We start from the raw sequence: 17174 nt of genomic DNA on the forward strand, positions 1-17174 counted from the left end.
TCGAGCGGAATCGAGAGGAGGGGCGACCGTGGCACGCTTCTGTGCCTGCCTGGCGGCGACACCCGAACGAGCGGCGGGACATCTCGCGGCGATGGGCGCCGCCGTGGGCGCCGGCGCGCCGGGCGCGGCGCTGATCCAGGACGAACCGGGCCATGCCACCGGCCCGTTCACCGCGTACGGCCGTACCGCCGTCGGCGAGGTCACCCTCCACAACCGGCGCGAACTGATCGCCGCGCTCGCGGGCGCCGGTGACCACGCGCCGCCCGGCTGCCCGGACGGTGAGCTGCTGCTGCGCTGCTGGGTACGGCTCGGCGCGGCCGGGATCCGGGCGGCGGAAGGCATGTTCGCGCTCGCCGTGCACGACGACGCGGAACTGGTCCTGATCCGCGACCATATGGGCGCCCGCACGCTGTTCTACGCCCGCGCCGACGACTGCTGGGCCGCGTCCACCTCGCTGCGCGCCCTGCGCCGCTGGCCCGCGCTCGGCACCGGTCTCGAACTGGCCGCCGTACGCTCCTTCCTGACCTTCGCCTACCTCCCCGGCGAGGAGACGCTGCTGCGCGGCGTGCGCGAAGTGCTCCCCGGGCGCTGTCTGCGGCTCACGGCCGGCGGGACCGTCACGGAAGAGCACTACTGGGAGCCCCGGGAGCTGATCGAGGACGACGGCGCGCCCGCAGAGAGCTACGCGCTGCGCCTGCGCGAGCTGCTGGAGGAGGCCACGGCGTGCCGGCTGCCCGCGGCGGAGGCCGTGGGCGTGCTGCTCTCCGGCGGGGTCGACAGCTCGCTGGTGACCGCGCTCGCCGCCAAGCTGCACGCCCATCCCGTGCACACGTACTCCATCAGCTTCGGCGACGAACTCCCCAATGAGCTGGGCTACTCGGGCCTGGTCGCCCAGCACTGCCACACCCGCCACCAGGTGCTCACCGTGTCCGGCGACGCCGTGGCCGCGCGGCTCGCGGAGGCCGCCGCGCTGCTCGACAGCCCGGTGGGCGATCCGCTGACCGTGCCCAATCTGATGCTCGCCGAGGCCGTGGCGGGCGACGGGCACCGCGTCGTGCTCAACGGCGAGGGCGGCGACCCGGTGTTCGGCGGGCCGAAGAACCTGCCCATGCTGGTGTACGAGATGCACCGCGGCGAGGTGGCGGGCGGCGACGCCGAGGACGCGCGCGAGCAGGCGTATCTGCGCTCGTACCGCAAATGCTTCACCGATCTGCCCGAGCTGCTCACCGCCGACGCGCTGGACGCCCTCGCCGCCGCGCCCGGGCCGGAGCGGTTCGTCGCCCCGTATCTGCGGCCCGCGGCCCGGGACGGCAGGATGGACCACCTGCTCAACCAGCTGCTGCACTGCAATCTGCGGACCAAGGGCGCCCATCACATCCTCACCAAGGTCGAACGGCTCACCGCGTCCCAGGGGATCGAGGGCCGCGCCCCGCTGTTCGACCGCCGGGTGGTGGACCACGCCTTCGCCACGCCGCCCCGGTGGAAGCTGAACGGGGCGGTCGAGAAGTGGGTGCTGAAGGAGGCCGTACGGGACCTGCTGCCCGACACGGTCGTGGACCGGCCGAAGAGCGGTATGCGGGTGCCGGTGCAGCAGTGGCTCGGCGGGCCGCTGCGGGAGCTGGCGGGCGATCTGCTGCTGGGCCGCGAGGCGCGCGCCCGGGGGCTGTTCCGGCCGGACACGGTGCGCTCGTGGATGCGGGGGGAGGGCACGCTGCTGCCCAGGCAGGGCGGCAAGCTGTGGCTCGTGCTCACCCTCGAACTGTGGCTGCGCGCCTACGACGTCAACTGATGGAGGCCCCCTTGAACACCGAGCCGCACACCGAGCCGCACACCGAGCCGCACACCGTGTCGCTCATCGACCCCCGTACCGGCCGGACACGGGGCAGCTCGCCCGTCGCCCGCGGCCCGCAAGTCACCGCCGCGGTCGGCGCGGCCCGCCGCGCCTTCGACGGCTGGCGGGCACGCACCCCGAGGGAGCGGTCCCGGGCGCTCGACCGGCTCGCCGGGCTGATCGAGGAGCACGCCGACGAGTACGTCGCCCGGGAGCGCGCGGGCACCGGCAAACCGGCGCACGAGGCGGCCGGCGAGGTGGCGAACGCGGCGGACCTCTTCCGCTTCTACGCCTGGGCGGCACGCACCCAGCCCGCCCCGGCCGCCGGAGGCTTTGTCGCCGGGCACGAGAGCTGGGTCCGCTGGGAGCCGCTCGGCGTGGCCGGGGTCGTCGTCCCCTGGAACTACCCGCTGATGATGGCCACCTGGCGCTGCGCGCCCGCGCTCGCCGCCGGGAACACCGTCGTCGTCAAGCCCGCCGAGACCACCCCCGACTCGCTGCTGCTGCTCGCCGAGCACGCCGGGGAGGCACTGGGCGAGGCGGTCCTCCAGACCCTGCCGGGCGACCGGGAGACCGGACGGCTGCTCGTGGCGAGCGCGGTCGACATGGTCGCCTTCACCGGGAGCGCGGAGGCCGGGGCCGATGTGGCGGCGCGCGCGGGCACCCGGCGCGTCAGCCTGGAGCTGGGCGGCAACAGCCCGGTCGTCGTCCTGCCGGACGCCCCCGAGGACACCTGGTCGGAGCTGGCGCTCGCGACCACGTACAACGCGGGCCAGAGCTGCGCCGTCCCGGCGCGGGTGATCACGCTCCGCGAGAACTACGAGTCGGCCGTGTCCCTGCTCGCCGACGCGATGTCGGAACGCCGGGCGGGCCGGGACTTCGGTCCGCTCAACAACCCGGACCAGATGGGGCGTTACGACCTGTTCGTGGCCTCCTCGACGGCGGTGGTGATGGCGACGGGCGAGAGCGCGCCCGGCCCCGGCGAGGAGGACGGCTTCTGGCGGCCCACGTGTGTGCTCGCGGATCTGCCGGACGACGATCCGGCGGTGCTGGACGAGGTGTTCGGTCCGCTGCTGACCGTGCAGGCGGCGGACAGCGTGGAGGAGGCCGTCGCGCTGGCGAACGAGGTGCCGCAGGCGCTGGCCGCCAGCGTATGGACCCGGGACGTGGCGGCGGGCCTGGACCTCGCGGCCCGGCTGAACGCGGGCGAGGCATGGCTCAACTGCCATCTCGTCCAGACGCCGGAGCTGCCGCACGGCGGCCGGGGTTCGTCGGGCCACGGCACGGACCTCAGCACGCTGGCCCTGCACGAGTACCAGCGCCCGAAGACCATCACGGCGCGTCTGACGCTCACGCCCCGCTTCCGCTGAGGGGGCCGCTGAGGGGGCCGGGGGAGCGGCCGGCCGCCCGGCGGGAGCGGGGGAGCCGAGGGGGACGTCGTCGTCCCGTCGGCCGTCAGACCGTACTGATCGTGGCGAACGCGCCCCACAGGACGGGGGAGTGCTCGACCGTACGCAGCTCCCGCCACGCGGCCAGCCGCTCCCGCTGCCAGTCACCATGGGCGAGGACCGCGTCCTCCCGCTCGTGCGCGGCGTCGATCGCGCGGACCGCGTCCTGGAGCGGGCGCGTCGACGGATCGGCGTCCGCGAGGCGGTGGAAGGCCAGATCGGTGGGGAGCGTCCAGCGGCCGGCGGTGACGGTCTCGGCGCCGCCGTGGATCATCGCGGTGGCCAGCCCGAGCGCCTCGGCGAAGCGCAGATCGCCGCCGCTCTCGCAGGCGATGAGCGCGACCCGGCTGGGGATCGGCCAGCGGGTCCCGCCCGGCTCGGGGCCCTCCGCGAGTCCCATGGTCCCCAGCAGCAAGTCCTTGGCGGACAGCGGGCGATGGGACCGTACGGGATCGGCGAAGCCGGTCGTCTCCGCCGTACAGGCCAGATGCAGCTGTGCGGTCTCGCTCTGCCCCGAGGCGGGCGGCGCGGCGGTCACATGGCCGACGTACAGCAGCCGTGAGGCCCCGGCGCGCAGGGCGGCGCCGAGCCGGTCCCGGTCCAGGTCGGTACGGCGGAACGCCTCGACCGGATCGTCCACGGCGGGCCACCAGCGGCCCTCGGCCGCGTACCGGCCGACCATCCGCGCGACCGGCGCGTCCGCCCGTATCCGCCCCAGCACCGAGCCCAGGGCGGAGTCCGCGCGGAACCCCGGCACCCGCGGATCGAGGACACCCACGACGGGCAGCCGCCGGGTGGCCGCCCAGGGTCTGGCCGGGCGGGCCGGGGCGTGCACGATGCTCACCGGCGCCAGCAGGCTGATGTCGGCGATCTCCACCAGCCGCACCCCAGGGTCGGGCGCCAGCAGCTCCCAGGGGACCTGCGCCACGCGCGGCGACGGCTGGATACGCAGATGCGGCCGTATCCCGCGCTGGTAGAGCTCGTAGAGCTGCTTGGCCAGTCCGTACGGCAGGAGGGTGCGCGACAGCGTCTCGGCGAGGGCGAGTTCGCTCCCGTACGAGGCGAGGGCGCCGGTCGTCAGCGCGGGCCCCAGCGCCTCGCCCGGCAGGGCGTCCGCCAACGCGGCCAGTGCCGAGGCGAGTTGGGCGGCCGGTACCCGCCCGACGCCCGTCGCGGACAGCTCGTGGGTCCATCGCCAGGAGATATAGAGATCCCCGGCGTCCGCCATCCGTACGAGGGCCGTCGGGCGGTCCGGGAGGGGGCGTGTACTCACCATGTCGGTACCACCCGGCGTTCCCGGATCCGGCCGCCGTAGCGGGTCTCGGCGTGACTGATGTACGGATCGAGCGCCACCGGTCCCGTCGGGTTCAGCGCCAGCCGGGGCGGCGGTGAGACCCGCAGACCGGCGCTCGCCGCGACCCCGGCGAGGGCGGTGCCGAGCCGGAAGGTGTCCATGGGGCCGGGCCGCTGCCCGCCGGGTGCCGACTGCTCGGGGAAGGCCGAGGGGCCGAGGAACCGCGGGGGCGCGAGCGATCGGCCGCTCGCGCCCCCGTAGGCTGCGCCCGCGCCCGCGTCCGGTGGGCCGTCTGAGCTGTCTGAGTCGTTTGAGTCGGCTGAGTCGGCTGAGTTGTCCATCAGTGGGGTTCCGGCGCACTGCGACTCGATCAGCTCGCTCACCAGCTCGGCGGCGCCGGCCCTGGTGGCGAGCCGGAACGCCAGTCGCATGGCGGGCGCGGCGAACTCGCGATGCCACCGCTCCCGCTGCCCGCCGCCGGCCAGGGTGAACCGCACCGCGTCGATGGCGAGCGCCGCCGGTACGGCCAGGCCGACGGCCCGGCCGAGCAGGGCGGGGTCGGGGGGTGTGCCCGACCCGTTGGCCCACCGGTCCTCCAGGAGCGTGGCGTGGAAGAAGTCCGCCTGGGCGCAGCGCAGTCCGAGCCCGCCCGCCGCGAACACGGACAGGGCGGTCCGGATGTGCGCCTCGCTCTCCTCGTAGCGGCCCTCGGCGTGCAGGCCGGCCGCCAGCCGTACGCGTACCTCGGCGGCGGAGACCACCGCCCCGGACTCCTCGAACCGCGCCACGCTCTGTTCGTACAGCTCGTTCGCCCGGACCGGGTCCCCGCGCAGCACGGCCAGCAGCCCGAGCAGATCGAGGCCGAGGGCGCTCTGGGCGCCCATGCCGGTCCGTTCGACGTACTCCTGGCCCGCCGTGAGCAGTTCCTCCGCCTCGTCGAGGCGGCCGGAGCGCAGATACGTCTGGGCCAGACTCTGCCGCGCCTCGGCGACCCCGGCCGGAGTGTCCGACGCCAGGAACGCGGCCACCGCCTGGTGCGCGAAGTCCTCGGCGAGGTCGGGCCGTCCGGTGGCCTCGTGGATCGTGGCCAGATTCAGCAGCGGTCGCCCGGAGAGGTGGGGGTGATGCCGCGTGACCACCTCCAGGGACTCGGTCGCCAGCTCGTGCGCCCTGGCCCACTGCTCGCGCTGGATGGTCAGGGCGGTGAGCGAGACCAGACAGCCGACGAGCAGTTCGGCGGTGTCCGCCTCCAGCCGGAAGGCCGTCGCGTTGCCGTCGGTGCCGTCGGTGCCGTCGGTGCCGTCGTCCCGGGGCACGAGAAGCGCGCGGGCCCGCTCCAGCGAGGTGTGCGCCGCGTCGAAGTCCCCGGTGTTCTGATGGGCCTGGGCGAGATTGACCAGTACGCCCGCCCGGAGTACCACGCTCACCGCCGTGCCCTCCGGGCTGCCGGTGGCGGCTTTCGCCAGCCGGTCGCAGAGGCCGAGCGCCTCGCGGTACGTGGCGACGGCCGCCGGGTGATCGCCCAGCCGGTCGGCCGCGCTCGCCCGGTTGACCAGGGCGCTCGTACGGACGTAGAGGGCCTGGTCGAACGGCGCCGCCGCCTCGACTGCCTGGTCGAACAGGGCGTGGGCGGTACGGAACTCGCCCTGGAGGAAGGCGTCGTTGCCCGCGTCGACGAGGGCGGCGATCCGGTCGAGCTGTGCGTCGTCGGGTCCGTCCGCCTCGTCGGGGGCCGGGCCGGGGGCGGGTTCGGCGGTCGTCATCAGAAGTCCGTCTCGGCGGTCGCCGCCGCGATCTCGGTACGCAGCAGCGGACCGGGGCCGCCGTCCCCGTCCCTGCCCCTATCCCTGTCCCTGTTTCCGTCCCTGGCCCCGTCCCCGTCCCCCTCCCTGGCCCTGGCGAGCCGCGATCGGACGAGCGCCCGCACCCGGGCCCGGACCTCGGCCGCCGCCTCGCCGTCGTGGGCGCGCGTCCGGGGCGTACCGAACCCCGGGAGGTAGATGTCGACGGCCAGACTCGCGCCGCCAGGGGCCGGGCCCCCGGTCCTGGCGGGGTCGAACGGGGCGTCCCCCAGCCAGGTGTCGTCCACCCGCCGCAGCGCGAGATCGAGCGGATCGGCCGCGCCGTTGACGGTCGCGCGCGGCGTCAACGCGCCCGAGACGGCGACCGGTCCGGGCGCGGCCACGACGGTGACGGAGACCGTGGTGCGCGCGGCGGCCCGTACGACCTCCCAGGAGACGGCGCGTTCGGAGGCGTCGACCAGCCCCGGCGGGTAGCGGCGCCAGTCGGAACCGCCCGTGCCGCGCGCCAGCGTGAGCCCGTCCGCCGAACGGGCCGCCCTGGCCGATGGACCGGCGGCGAGCGCGTAATCGGTCGCGCGCGGCGGTTCCTCGACGGCGGGGGAGCCGTCGGCGGGGGACTCGGCGTCCGGGGCGCCCGCCGGGCGCGAGTCGGCGGTCTCCTCGCCGGCGAAGAGCAGGTCGCACTCCTCGGTCAGCTCGCCGATCTCCCGGCCGAGCTGTCGCTCGTCCAGCGCCGGGATGTCATCGATCACCGAGGCGGGCCACCACCGCGCCGCCCAGTGCGCGAAGGCCAGTTGGCGGGCGCTCACCCCGAGCCCGGGCAGGGCGGGCAGCACCGGCACGTCGACCGGCTCATGCGCCGGCTCCGGCTCCGTGACCGTGTCGGCGGCCAGGGCGAGTGCGGTCTGTTCGCCGTACACGGCCCAGACCCACCCCTGGGCCTGATCGACATCGTCGAGTACCGCTACGGGCGGGGCGTCCAGCGCGAGCACGCTCCAGGTCAGCAGCCCGCCCGCCACCTCAAGCACGGCCACGTCGACCGCAGGCGCGGGATCCAGCACGCTCGGCGCGGCGCCTGTGGCACCGGGCGGCGGTGCGATGACGCGCAGCAGCCCGCCCTCGGCGTGTCCGATCCGTACGACGGCGGTCATCAGGCCCTCCCCTCGGGGGCGGCGGCGGGCCGGGCGCTGAGGGCGTGTCTGACCCGGTCGCGGTGGTCAAGGATCACTGAACGGGCCACCCCGTCGAGCACATTCCACAGCTCCTCGACGCCGGTCATCGGGGCGTCGCGTACATCGCGTCCGTGCAGCCGTGCCCACAGCCGCCGCAGATACGCCCGCCATGGGGTACGCAGCTCCCGCGCGATCCGCGCCAGCGGCTCCGCGACATCGGCGACGTCTGCGGCAGCGGCGGGTTGGGCTGGTTCGGCGGTGTCGCTGCCGAGGTCCACGGCGAGCCGCCGGGCCTGGAGGACATACGCCTCCCGGCGCCAGCGGCTGTTGATCGCCCGGTGCGCGCCGGTCTCGCCGCCCGTTCCGGGCTCCCCGCCCAACGGGCGTAGTCCCAGGGCGAGTTGGACCCCCACAGTGGCGGCGACCCGCAGCGACTCGTCGGTCAGTGCCCAGGGGGCGCAGCTGCGGCCGATCTCCCGGCGGACCAACTCGGGTACGGGCGCGAGCCCCGCGCGGTCGTGCGAGGTCTGGAGAACGGTGAAGACCCGCTCGTGGACCGTGCGGTCGAACGGCAGCCCCAGGGCGGACGTGGAGGCCGAGCCGCCGCCGAGTCCGGGTCTGACCGGCACGGGGTGTCTGGTCAGACCCAGTTCCCTGGCCCGTGGCGCGGGCTCCGGCCGCGCGTCCCACAGGGTCCGGCCCGCCGCCGTACCCACGAGGTCCTCGACCAGCCGCGCCAACGCCGCCCCGCCGGCCCCGCCGGACCGCCGGCCGCCGGGATCACGCGTACCGGTGTCCCGCGTACCGGTGTCCCGCGTACCGGTGTCCCGCGTGCCGGCCGCCGCCCGCCCGACGGGACACGCGTCGAGTACGGTCCGCACGACCGCCGGGGTGCCGCCCTCCCGCCCCTCGTCGGGGCGTACGCCGGGCGCGGGTTCAAGGGCCCTGGCCGCCCACGCCGTATCGAGCGCCGAGGTCAGCGCGCCGGTGTGCGCCGGGTCGGTCAGATACTCCCTGAGCGCCCGCGTCGTACGCCCCTGGGCCGAGCCGTGCGTCTCGCGCAGCGCCTCCTCGGCGGTCCGGCCGCCGGTCGCGGGGGCGGGCGGGCCCTGGGTGGCGGCCAGTTCGAAACAGAGCTGGAAGTACAGGTCCTGAGGGTTGCCCTCGGTGATCCGCAGTCCCCGGCGCACCTGCTTGAGCAGCGTGAACCAGGCGGCCGTGGCGCGCAGCGCGTCGGCCGAAGCGCGTATCAGCGCGGCCAGCAGCGCCGCGCCCTCGGCCGTCACCAACGGGCCCGCGCACTGCGGATGGAGGACGGGGCGGATCACCAGCGGATCGAGGAGGAGCTTCACCGTACGGCTGAGCGGGCCGCCCTGGGGCCCGCTCAGCGGACCGACGCCGTCCAGCTCGCGCCACACCTCGTCCAGGACCATCGCCCGGGGGCGGACGGCGCCCCGGGGTCCGCGCGCGTGGGGCACCCCGGCGCCCGCGTCCGCGCCCGTAGCCGTACCGCCGGCCGTACCCGTACCGCCGGCCGTCCCCGCGTCTGTGGCCGCCCCCGCGTCTGTCCGCATGACGCCAGGCTAAGAGGGAGGCCGAGGCCGTGCCAAACCTGGGATCGGTAGGTCCCGGACGGCTCCTACCGTCCCGGATATCGGCCGGTCGGCAGCGGCAACGGCCCCTTTCGGGAAGGACGGACGATGAAGAAGCTCATCCGGATCGCGGCCCTGCTGTTCCTCCTCGGCTCGCTCGGCTACTACGTCCGGCACGGCCTCGGCCAACGGACCGACGAGGGCATGGAGTTCCTCGCCTGGGTCGGTCCGCAGATGATCGCGCCGATCATCGCGCTGACCGTGGTCCCCGTCGTGTTCGCCTTCACCGGCGACAGCGTGATGACGACGCTCTCGGGCCGCAACAGCGCGGCGTTCCGTGACGGCCAGGTGGGCGTGGGGACCGTCACCGCGACCCGGCCCACCGGGATGTCGCTCAACGACCAGCCCGAGCTGCGGATCGATCTGATGGTGGAGGGCGCGGACGGCGCCCGGTTCGCCTCGTACGCCAGGGCGGTCGTGCCGATGACGGACCTGGCCCTGCTCAAGCCGGGCACGATGCTGCCGGTGCGCTATCTGCCGGGCCGTACCGACCGGGTGGAGCTGGACCGTTCCGGCGATCTCGGCAAGGCCCAGGGCGCCATGAACGAGGCGATGATCCGGCGGGGCGTGACCACCCGGGAGAGTCTGGAGATCGCGGAGCGCGGGGTGGTGGCCCAGGCGGTGGTGCGCACCCTGGAGGTCCCGGGTGAGATCCGCGACGGCAACCCCAAGGTCCTGGTCGGGCTGGCGGTCACCCGGCCCGACGGCTCCACCTTCACCACCGAGGTGGCGAAGTTCCTCCCGCCGCGCGCCGTGGGGCAGGTCCAGGTGGGGCGCGTCGTGACGGTGCACTACCTGCCGCAGAACGAGTCCGCGCTCGTCCTCACCCTCCAGGCCAACGCCTGAACGCGCCGGGGGAGTTCGGCAGCCGGGGGCTCAGAGGCGCAGACCCTCGGCGACGGTATCCAGGGCGCGGTGGACCAGGACGAGCAGATCGTCCTGGTTGCCGCGCTCGCCCCAGTAGAGAGTCACCTCGCGCACCACGCTCAGCATGGCCGCGACAAAGATCCGCAGCTCCAGGTCGTCGGGGGCGCGGCCGGTGCGCTCCGCGAGTACGTCGCCGAGCAGCTTCGCCGACACCGACATGGTCTCGGTCACCCGGGCGCGGACGGCGGGGACTTCGACCATCAGCCTCGTACGCTGTATCGCCTCGTCGTACTCGTTGGTCAGTATGGACTGAAGAGTCTGGTCGAAGAGGAAGCGGACCGATTCGAGCGGGGGTTCACCGGCCGGCCGGGAACGCAGTACGGACGCCATGACCGGGTCGTACTCGTCGGTGAGGACGATGTCCTCCTTGGTCGGGAAGTAGCGGAAGACGGTGGAAGGGGAGACCTCCGACGCCTCCGCGATCTGCTCGATGGTCGTCGCCTCGTACCCCTGGTCCGCGATCAGCCCGAAGGCGGCCCTGCGGATCGCGGACCTGGTCTTGAGCTTCTTGCGGGCACGCAGACCGAGCTGGGGCTGCTGCGCCGTGAGGGGGGTGTGGGAGGTGGCGGCCATCCTCTTATTGTCGGGCATCCACCGGCACCCGGACCATGTGCGGACCGGGACCATGTGCGAACCGGGGCCGGGTACGTCAGGAGTGCTGGTAGGCCACGAGCGAGATACCGACGAAGTGTGTGACGAACGCGGCGAGGGTGAAGGAGTGGAACACCTCGTGGAAGCCGAACCAGCGCGGTGACGGGTTGGGGCGCTTGAGCCCGTAGATCACGCCGCCCGCGCTGTAGAGCAGCCCGCCGACGATCACGAGCACGAGTACGGCGATCCCGCCGGCGCGCATGAAGTCGGGCAGGAAGAAGACGGCGGCCCAGCCCATCGCGATATAGCACGGGGTGTAGAGCCAGCGCGGCGCGCCGACCCAGAAGACCCGGAAGGCGATGCCCGCCGCGGCGGCGGCCCACACGGCCCAGAGCAGGGTCCGGCCGGTCGAGTCGGGCAGCAGCAGCATGGTCAGCGGGGTGTAGGTGCCCGCGATGATCAGGAAGATATTGGCGTGATCGAGCCGGCGCAGGACGGCCTCGCCGCGCGGTCCCCAGTTACCGCGGTGATATATCGCGCTGACGCCGAAGAGCAGGCACGCTGTGAGTACGTAGATTCCGCACGCGATCCGCGCCCGGGTCGAGCCGGTCAGGACGATCAGGGCCACCCCCGCGATCAGCACGGCGGGGAACATGCCCGCGTGCAGCCAGCCGCGCAGCTTCGGTTTGACCGGGCTCGGCGGCTGGATCTCGACCTGCCCCTCGTCCGAACGCGGGGGGTCTGTCCGCGAGAGGTTCGAGAGGTCGTCGAGCGGATCGGGAGCGGCGTTAGTCATGACTTCATGCTACCTACGGAGCCGTAAGTTACGACCCGGTACAGAAGATACCGGGTGCCATGTATGTGCCGTCGAGATGACGTGAGCGTGCCGCGCGAGTGGCGATGCTCACGTGTGAGGCCCTCTGGACATATGGGCGAATGAGTCGGATGATCAAATGAGTGCGGTCGGCACCGGATGAGCGGCTACGAAGCATCCGGGTCGCGGCCCCCAAGGGGCACAACCTCAGAAACCCTCACCAAGGAGCAATCGTGGCGCGCGACATCGCGGCTCCCACCACCGTCCCCACCAACCACCAGGAGCTGATCTCCTGGGTCGACGAGATCGCGGCAATAACGCAACCGGACAGGGTGGTCTGGTGCGACGGGTCCGAGAGCGAGTACGAGCGCCTGTGCGGGGAGCTCGTCGCCAAGGGCACCTTCACCAAACTCGACCCGGTCAAGCGGCCGAACTCCTACTACGCCGCCTCCGACCCCTCCGACGTGGCGCGCGTCGAGGACCGCACCTTCATCTGCTCCGAGAAGGAGGAGGACGCGGGCCCGACCAACCACTGGAAGGCGCCGGCGGAGATGCGCGAGATCTTCACGGGGGACGAGGGTGTCTTCCGCGGCTCGATGCGCGGCCGGACGATGTACGTCGTACCGTTCTGCATGGGCCCGCTGGGCTCACCGCTCTCCGCGATCGGCGTCGAGATCACCGACTCCGCGTATGTCGCGGCCTCCATGCGCACCATGACCCGCATGGGACGGCCGGTCCTCGACGAACTGGGCTCCGACGGCTTCTTCGTGAAGGCGGTCCACACGCTGGGCGCGCCGCTCGCCGAGGGCGAGGCCGACGTACCGTGGCCGTGCAACTCCACCAAGTACATCTCGCACTTCCCCGAGTCCCGCGAGATCTGGTCGTACGGCTCGGGCTACGGCGGCAACGCCCTGCTGGGCAAGAAGTGTTACGCGCTGCGTATCGCGTCCGTCATGGCGCGCGACGAGGGCTGGCTCGCCGAGCACATGCTGATCCTCAAGCTCACGCCCCCGCGGGGCGAGTCGAAGTATGTCGCCGCGGCCTTCCCCTCCGCGTGCGGCAAGACCAACCTCGCCATGCTGGAGCCCACCATCTCCGGCTGGACCGTGGAGACCATCGGCGACGACATCGCCTGGATGCGGTTCGGCGAGGACGGCAGGCTCTACGCGATCAACCCCGAGGCGGGCTTCTTCGGTGTCGCGCCCGGCACCGGCGAGCACACCAACGCCAACGCCATGAAGACCATGTGGGGCAACTCGGTCTTCACCAACGTGGCGCTCACCGACGACGGCGACGTCTGGTGGGAGGGCATGACGGAGGAACCGCCCGCCCACCTCACCGACTGGAAGGGCAACGACTGGACACCGGAGTCCGGCACGCCCGCCGCCCACCCCAACGCCCGCTTCACCGTCCCGGCCGGGCAGTGCCCGATCATCGCGCCCGAGTGGGAGGACCCCAAGGGCGTCCCGATCTCGGCCGTCCTCTTCGGCGGCCGTCGCGCCTCCGCCGTACCGCTGGTCACCGAGTCCTTCGACTGGCAGCACGGCGTCTTCCTCGGAGCCAACGTCGCCTCCGAGAAGACGGCCGCCGCCGAGGGCAAGGTCGGCGAGCTGCGCCGCGACCCGTTCGCCATGCTGCCGTTCTGCGGCTACAACATGGGGGACTACATGGGCCATTGGGTCAAGGTCGGCAGCGACGCGGCGCGGGAGGGCCGCGAGTCGAAGCTGCCGAAGATCTACTACGTGAACTGGTTCCGCAAGGACGACGCGGGCACGTTCGTCTGGCCCGGCTTCGGTGAGAACAGCCGCGTCCTGAAGTGGATCGTGGAGCGTCTGGAAGGCAAGGCCGAGGGCGTCGAGACCCCGATCGGCATCCTGCCGACCAAGGAGGCCCTGGACACCGAGGGCCTGCCGCTGTCGGACTCCGAGCTGGACTTCCTGCTCTCGGTCGACAAGGAGGTCTGGCGCGAGGAGGCGGCGCTCGTCCCCGAGCACCTCAACACCTTCGGCGACCACGCGCCCAAGGAGCTGTGGGACGAATACCACGCCCTGGTCGAGCGCCTGGGCTGACGGCGGTCCCGCCGGCATCCCGGCCGGCGCGCGTACCGGCACCCGTCGACCCGTACCCCCGGAGCCCGCGCACGGCTCCGGGGGTACGCGCCTGCCCCGGTCAGCGCCTGCCCCGGTCAGTGCCTGCCCCGGTCAGTGCTTGTTCCGGTCCTCCAAGTACCGCGTATGCGTCTCCTGCCTGCGGGCCTCCGCCTCCCGCAGCGCCGTCGCCAGCGCGTGTGCCTCGTCGTACAGCACCGTCAACTGGCGCTCCAGATGGCGTTCCGGCGGCTCGGTGCCCGGCTGGAGACGGGTCCACCAGCGGGTGCGTACGAACGTGTCGACCGACTCCGGGATGTCCTGGCGGACCGCCCTGGACAGGGTGTGGACCGCCTCCGGGTCCCGGGCCAGGGCGTCCGTGACCCAGCCGGGTTCCAGCAGGGCTCCCAGCGTTTCGGTCAGCTCGGTCAGCCGGCCGGCCGCCGCGGGAGGCAGGTCCACCTCGCCCAGATAGGTCATGAGCTGATCGAAGTCACCGCGCAGCTCGTCCAGTTGCTCCGAGGGATCGGTGAAGGGCGGCGCGGCCGGGCGCTCGGGCGGGGCGATCAGCGCGCCCGCGCCGTACAGCCCCGCGACGACCACCGGCCAGTACGCGCCCGCGAGTCCGGTGAAGGTGAGGGCCAGGCCCGCCAGCCCCGCCGCGCTGCCCGTGAGGTTCTTGCGGGACTCCAGATAGCCGAGGAATCTATTGGTAGCCACGGATCTCCTCGAAGGCGCCGTCGAGCGAACCGCGGGTCGCGTCGAACAGCCGCCCGCCCGTCAGTTCGGCGATATGCGTCAGCTCCGCGCGGTCCGAGTCGCCGAAGAGGATCGGGAAGACGGGCGTGGCTCGCTGGGCGGCCGGCAGCTTCCCGTAGAAGGCGTCGAAGTCGCCAGGACCGCTTCCGGTGGTGTTCTCGCCGTCCGTCATCAGCACGATCGAGGTGAAGGCGTCGGCCTCGCCCGTGCCCAGCCGTGTGTACGCCTCCCGCAGGCTGCTGTAGATGGCCGTCTCGCCGGACGCGGTCAGCGACCCGGCGTCCGTACGGATCCCGTTCAGCGCGGCGGCCGGATCGCGCGGGTCCACCGTATGCGTACCGACCCGCTTCACCGACGAGCCGAACGGCATCAGCGTCACCTCCTCCCGGTCCCGGAAGCGCTCCCCGGTCGCGGAGTCGTCCGTGCCCGTGAGCCCGGCCAGCGCCGCCTTCAGCCGGGACAGCCGGTCGCCTCGCATCGAGCCCGAGGTGTCCAGTACGTACACGGTGCGCGAGGGCCGGCGCAGTTGGTTCTCGTACGAGTCGAGCAGCCCGTCCGCGACCGACCGCGAGCCGGGGAAGGGCAGTTCGCGCCGCTTCTCGGTGTCAAGACCCGCCGCGGGCTTCACCGACGGTACGACCGGGCGGCGGAAGGTCTCCTCGGTCAGCGCCTTCTGCGCCTCCGGGCCGCGCAGATACGAGGTGAGCGCCTGGCCCGACTCCCGCGCCTCGGGCGACGCCGACGTCAGCAGTGTCAGCGGGTAGTCGGCGGTCACCACCCCGTCCTTCGGGCGGATCACGGTGAGTCCTGTGTGGCTGTCGCGGTTCATCGAGAGCAGCACCGACTCGTAGTTGACCAGCGCGTCCACGCTGCCGTTCCGGGTGTACGCGGACGCCAGCCAGCCGGAGGAGCCGGAGGTCAGCTTCTGCCCGGTGAAGAACTCCTTCAGCTCGGTCGTCGCCCGGCGCACATCGGCGTCCGTCAGCGCGGACTGCGCGCCCGACAGCCCGGACGCGACCGAGATCAGCGCGGAGAAACCGGAGTTGGACCGTACGGGGTCGGTCATCCCGTACGTCAGCTTCCCGGCCAGCACCGCCTGGTGCACCTGTGACCAGGTGACGTCGTCCGGCCGCCAGCCGAGCCGGGCGACGGTGGCCGCCTTGACACCGAGGGCGACGGGGGAGGACATCAGGGGCGTCTCGTTGGTGAGGCGCTCGGCCGTGCCCGGGTGCAGCCGCAGATAGTCGTTGGACGACAGCCACACGGCGTCGTACTTCCCGTCCGCCTTGCCGGAGGCGATCAGCTCGGCGGCGTCCAGCGTGCCGGTCCAGGTGGGGCGTACCTTCACCCCGGTCTTGCGCTCCGCCTCGGCCAGCACGCCCTGTGTGTCCGCGAGTTCGCTGGAGGCCAGCACCCGCAGGGTGCCCGGGTGGTAGGCGGTGTCGGCGCCGTCGCCGGCGTCCTTCGGCCCGCCGTCGGAGCCGCCGCCCGTCGAGCAGGCGGTGGCGGTGAGCAGCGCCGCGATCAGCGTGGCCGTCAGCCTCAGCCTCAGCCTCGGCCGCCGTCTGCCGGAAGACCGCTTCCCCGTCACTGAAGGCCGCCTTCCAGGGCGCCCGCGGAACGGGTCCGCTCCAGATGCGTGCTCGCGATCTTCAGCTCCGCCGTCAGCGACTCCACGGTCGACGCCATCGACTCCGTCGCCTGGATCTTGTACGTGTCGATGGCGTCCAGCGTCCGGTAGATCTGCTGGAACGCCGACCGCAGTGTCTCCGCCCCGACCGCCGGGTCCGCCGCGATGCGCTGGATCTCACCGCTCTGGGTGGCGAGCATCTCCGCGTTGCCCCGGATCAGGTCCTCGGTGGTCGAGCGCAGGACGTTCACCTGCTCGGTCACCTTGCGCTGGTTGTCCAGGGCCGAGGCCAGCATCACGGCGATCCGCAGCGCGGAGACCGTGGTGGTCGCGGCCCGGTCGACGCCCTTGATCAGCTCCTCGTTGTTGCGCCGTACGACATCCATCGCCAGATAGCCCTGCGCGCACACCGCGAGCTGGGTCAGCAGGTCCTGGTGCTTCTGCCGGACGGGGAAGAGGACATCGGCGCGCAGCGCGTCCGCCTGCGTGGGGTCGGTCGCGTCGACCGCCGCGATGCGCTCCCCGATCGCGGTGTCGAGCGCGTCGGTGAGGACCGCGTACTCCTGGAGCTTGCCCATGGTCTCCCACAGGCGGGTGCGCTCGGTGTGCAGCGCGGCGTTGTCGCGGCGCAGTTCGTCCTGGCCGCCCCTGAGCGAGCTGACGATCCGGTTCAAAGTGGACTGTGAGGAGGCGTACTTGGCGGCGTGGTCGCGCAGTTTGTTGCCGCCGGGAAGCTTGGAGAGGAACCGGCGGGCGCCCTTGCCCGGGGTGTCGCGCGGGTCCAGGTCCTCGACCGTACGGCGGAGTTCGACGAGCGAGGACGACACCCGGGACTGGGCGTCCTCGCCGCCGGACGCGAGCGAGCGGACCGTACGGTCCAGCATCCGGTTGGACTGCTGCGCGGCGCCGCGGATCTCGCCGGAGCCGAGGGCCGCGATCTCCCCGATGCGCGTGGTGAATTCGGGCGAGCGCGCGTCCAGACCGGCGAGCGAGCCGACATAGTCCGTGGCGCGCCGGGTCATCTCGTCGCGTACGGAGGCGTCGAGCGGTACCAGCCCCGCAGCCTGTTCCGTACGGACCGGGGCGACGGGCTCGGGCGGCGTGAGGATCAGCTCGCTCGGCGCGCCCGCCGTGTTCTCCGTGGTCATCTGGTCCCCCTGGGTATGT

Annotated in this window: 13 protein-coding genes; 4 read left to right on the forward strand and 9 right to left on the reverse strand. The window is 72.9% G+C overall.

Translation table 11 applies throughout. From position 1 onward, the window contains the following. Positions 1-28: 28 nt before the first annotated feature. Positions 29-1789 carry an asparagine synthase-related protein gene (locus tag AB0M67_RS19795; RefSeq protein ID WP_365747083.1) on the forward strand — a complete coding sequence of 587 codons (1761 nt, stop codon included), beginning with the start codon at positions 29-31 and terminating at the stop codon, positions 1787-1789. Between the two features lie 11 nt (positions 1790-1800). Beyond that, positions 1801-3201 carry an aldehyde dehydrogenase family protein gene (locus AB0M67_RS19800; RefSeq protein WP_365747085.1) on the forward strand — a complete coding sequence of 467 codons (1401 nt, stop codon included), beginning with the start codon at positions 1801-1803 and terminating at the stop codon, positions 3199-3201. A gap of 85 nt (positions 3202-3286) precedes the next feature. On the opposite strand, the gene AB0M67_RS19805 is transcribed toward AB0M67_RS19800, so the two are convergent. From AB0M67_RS19805 to AB0M67_RS19820, 4 genes are read right to left on the reverse strand one after another with little or no spacing between them, the layout of a single operon-like run. Further along, positions 3287-4555 carry a CHAT domain-containing protein gene (locus tag AB0M67_RS19805; protein ID WP_365747087.1) on the reverse strand — a complete coding sequence of 423 codons (1269 nt, stop codon included), beginning with the start codon at positions 4553-4555 and terminating at the stop codon, positions 3287-3289. Further along, on the reverse strand, positions 4549-6336 hold the full coding sequence (locus tag AB0M67_RS19810; protein WP_365747089.1) for a tetratricopeptide repeat protein: 1788 nt from the start codon (positions 6334-6336) through the stop codon (positions 4549-4551). Before AB0M67_RS19810 ends, AB0M67_RS19805 begins: the two co-directional genes overlap by 7 nt. Beyond that, positions 6336-7526 (reverse strand): hypothetical protein, encoded by a 1191-nt coding sequence (locus AB0M67_RS19815; protein ID WP_365747091.1) that lies wholly within the window; start codon positions 7524-7526, stop codon positions 6336-6338. Before AB0M67_RS19815 ends, AB0M67_RS19810 begins: the two co-directional genes overlap by 1 nt. Continuing rightward, positions 7526-9121: a hypothetical protein gene (locus AB0M67_RS19820; RefSeq protein WP_365747093.1), complete on the reverse strand. Its 1596-nt coding sequence runs from the start codon at positions 9119-9121 to the stop codon at positions 7526-7528. Before AB0M67_RS19820 ends, AB0M67_RS19815 begins: the two co-directional genes overlap by 1 nt. A 126-nt stretch (positions 9122-9247) precedes the next feature. Between AB0M67_RS19820 and AB0M67_RS19825 the strand changes: the two genes are divergently transcribed. Continuing rightward, the gene (locus tag AB0M67_RS19825) at positions 9248-10045 is read left to right on the forward strand and encodes a hypothetical protein (RefSeq protein WP_365747095.1); all 798 of its coding nucleotides are present in this window, start codon (positions 9248-9250) and stop codon (positions 10043-10045) included. A 30-nt stretch (positions 10046-10075) separates the two neighbouring features. Here AB0M67_RS19825 and AB0M67_RS19830 read toward each other — a convergent pair whose 3' ends face one another. After that, positions 10076-10699, reverse strand: a complete 624-nt coding sequence (locus AB0M67_RS19830) for a TetR family transcriptional regulator (protein ID WP_365747097.1) — start codon at positions 10697-10699, stop codon at positions 10076-10078. Positions 10700-10775: 76 nt separating this feature from the next. Then, positions 10776-11513, reverse strand: a complete 738-nt coding sequence (locus AB0M67_RS19835; protein WP_365747099.1) for a hemolysin III family protein — start codon at positions 11511-11513, stop codon at positions 10776-10778. A gap of 251 nt (positions 11514-11764) precedes the next feature. Here AB0M67_RS19835 and AB0M67_RS19840 point away from each other — a divergent pair, with 251 nt between their 5' ends. After that, a complete protein-coding gene (locus tag AB0M67_RS19840; protein WP_365747101.1) occupies positions 11765-13600 on the forward strand; it encodes a phosphoenolpyruvate carboxykinase (GTP) in 1836 nt (611 codons plus the stop codon). A 132-nt stretch (positions 13601-13732) separates the two neighbouring features. Here AB0M67_RS19840 and AB0M67_RS19845 read toward each other — a convergent pair whose 3' ends face one another. Genes AB0M67_RS19845 through AB0M67_RS19855 form a run of 3 tightly spaced genes read right to left on the reverse strand, consistent with a single transcriptional unit; the run spans position 13733 to position 17155 of the window. Then, the gene (locus AB0M67_RS19845) at positions 13733-14338 is read right to left on the reverse strand and encodes a hypothetical protein (RefSeq protein ID WP_365747103.1); all 606 of its coding nucleotides are present in this window, start codon (positions 14336-14338) and stop codon (positions 13733-13735) included. Continuing rightward, complete coding sequence (locus tag AB0M67_RS19850; protein WP_365747104.1) at positions 14325-15968, reverse strand: VWA domain-containing protein; 1644 nt, start codon at positions 15966-15968, stop codon at positions 14325-14327. The genes AB0M67_RS19845 and AB0M67_RS19850 overlap by 14 nt, the downstream gene beginning before the upstream one ends. Then, positions 15965-17155: a toxic anion resistance protein gene (locus AB0M67_RS19855; RefSeq protein ID WP_365747106.1), complete on the reverse strand. Its 1191-nt coding sequence runs from the start codon at positions 17153-17155 to the stop codon at positions 15965-15967. Before AB0M67_RS19855 ends, AB0M67_RS19850 begins: the two co-directional genes overlap by 4 nt. Between the last annotated feature and the right edge of the window lie 19 nt (positions 17156-17174).

Source organism: Streptomyces sp. NPDC051662 (assembly GCF_040681655.1).
Classification (GTDB): Bacteria; Actinomycetota; Actinomycetes; order Streptomycetales; family Streptomycetaceae; genus Streptomyces.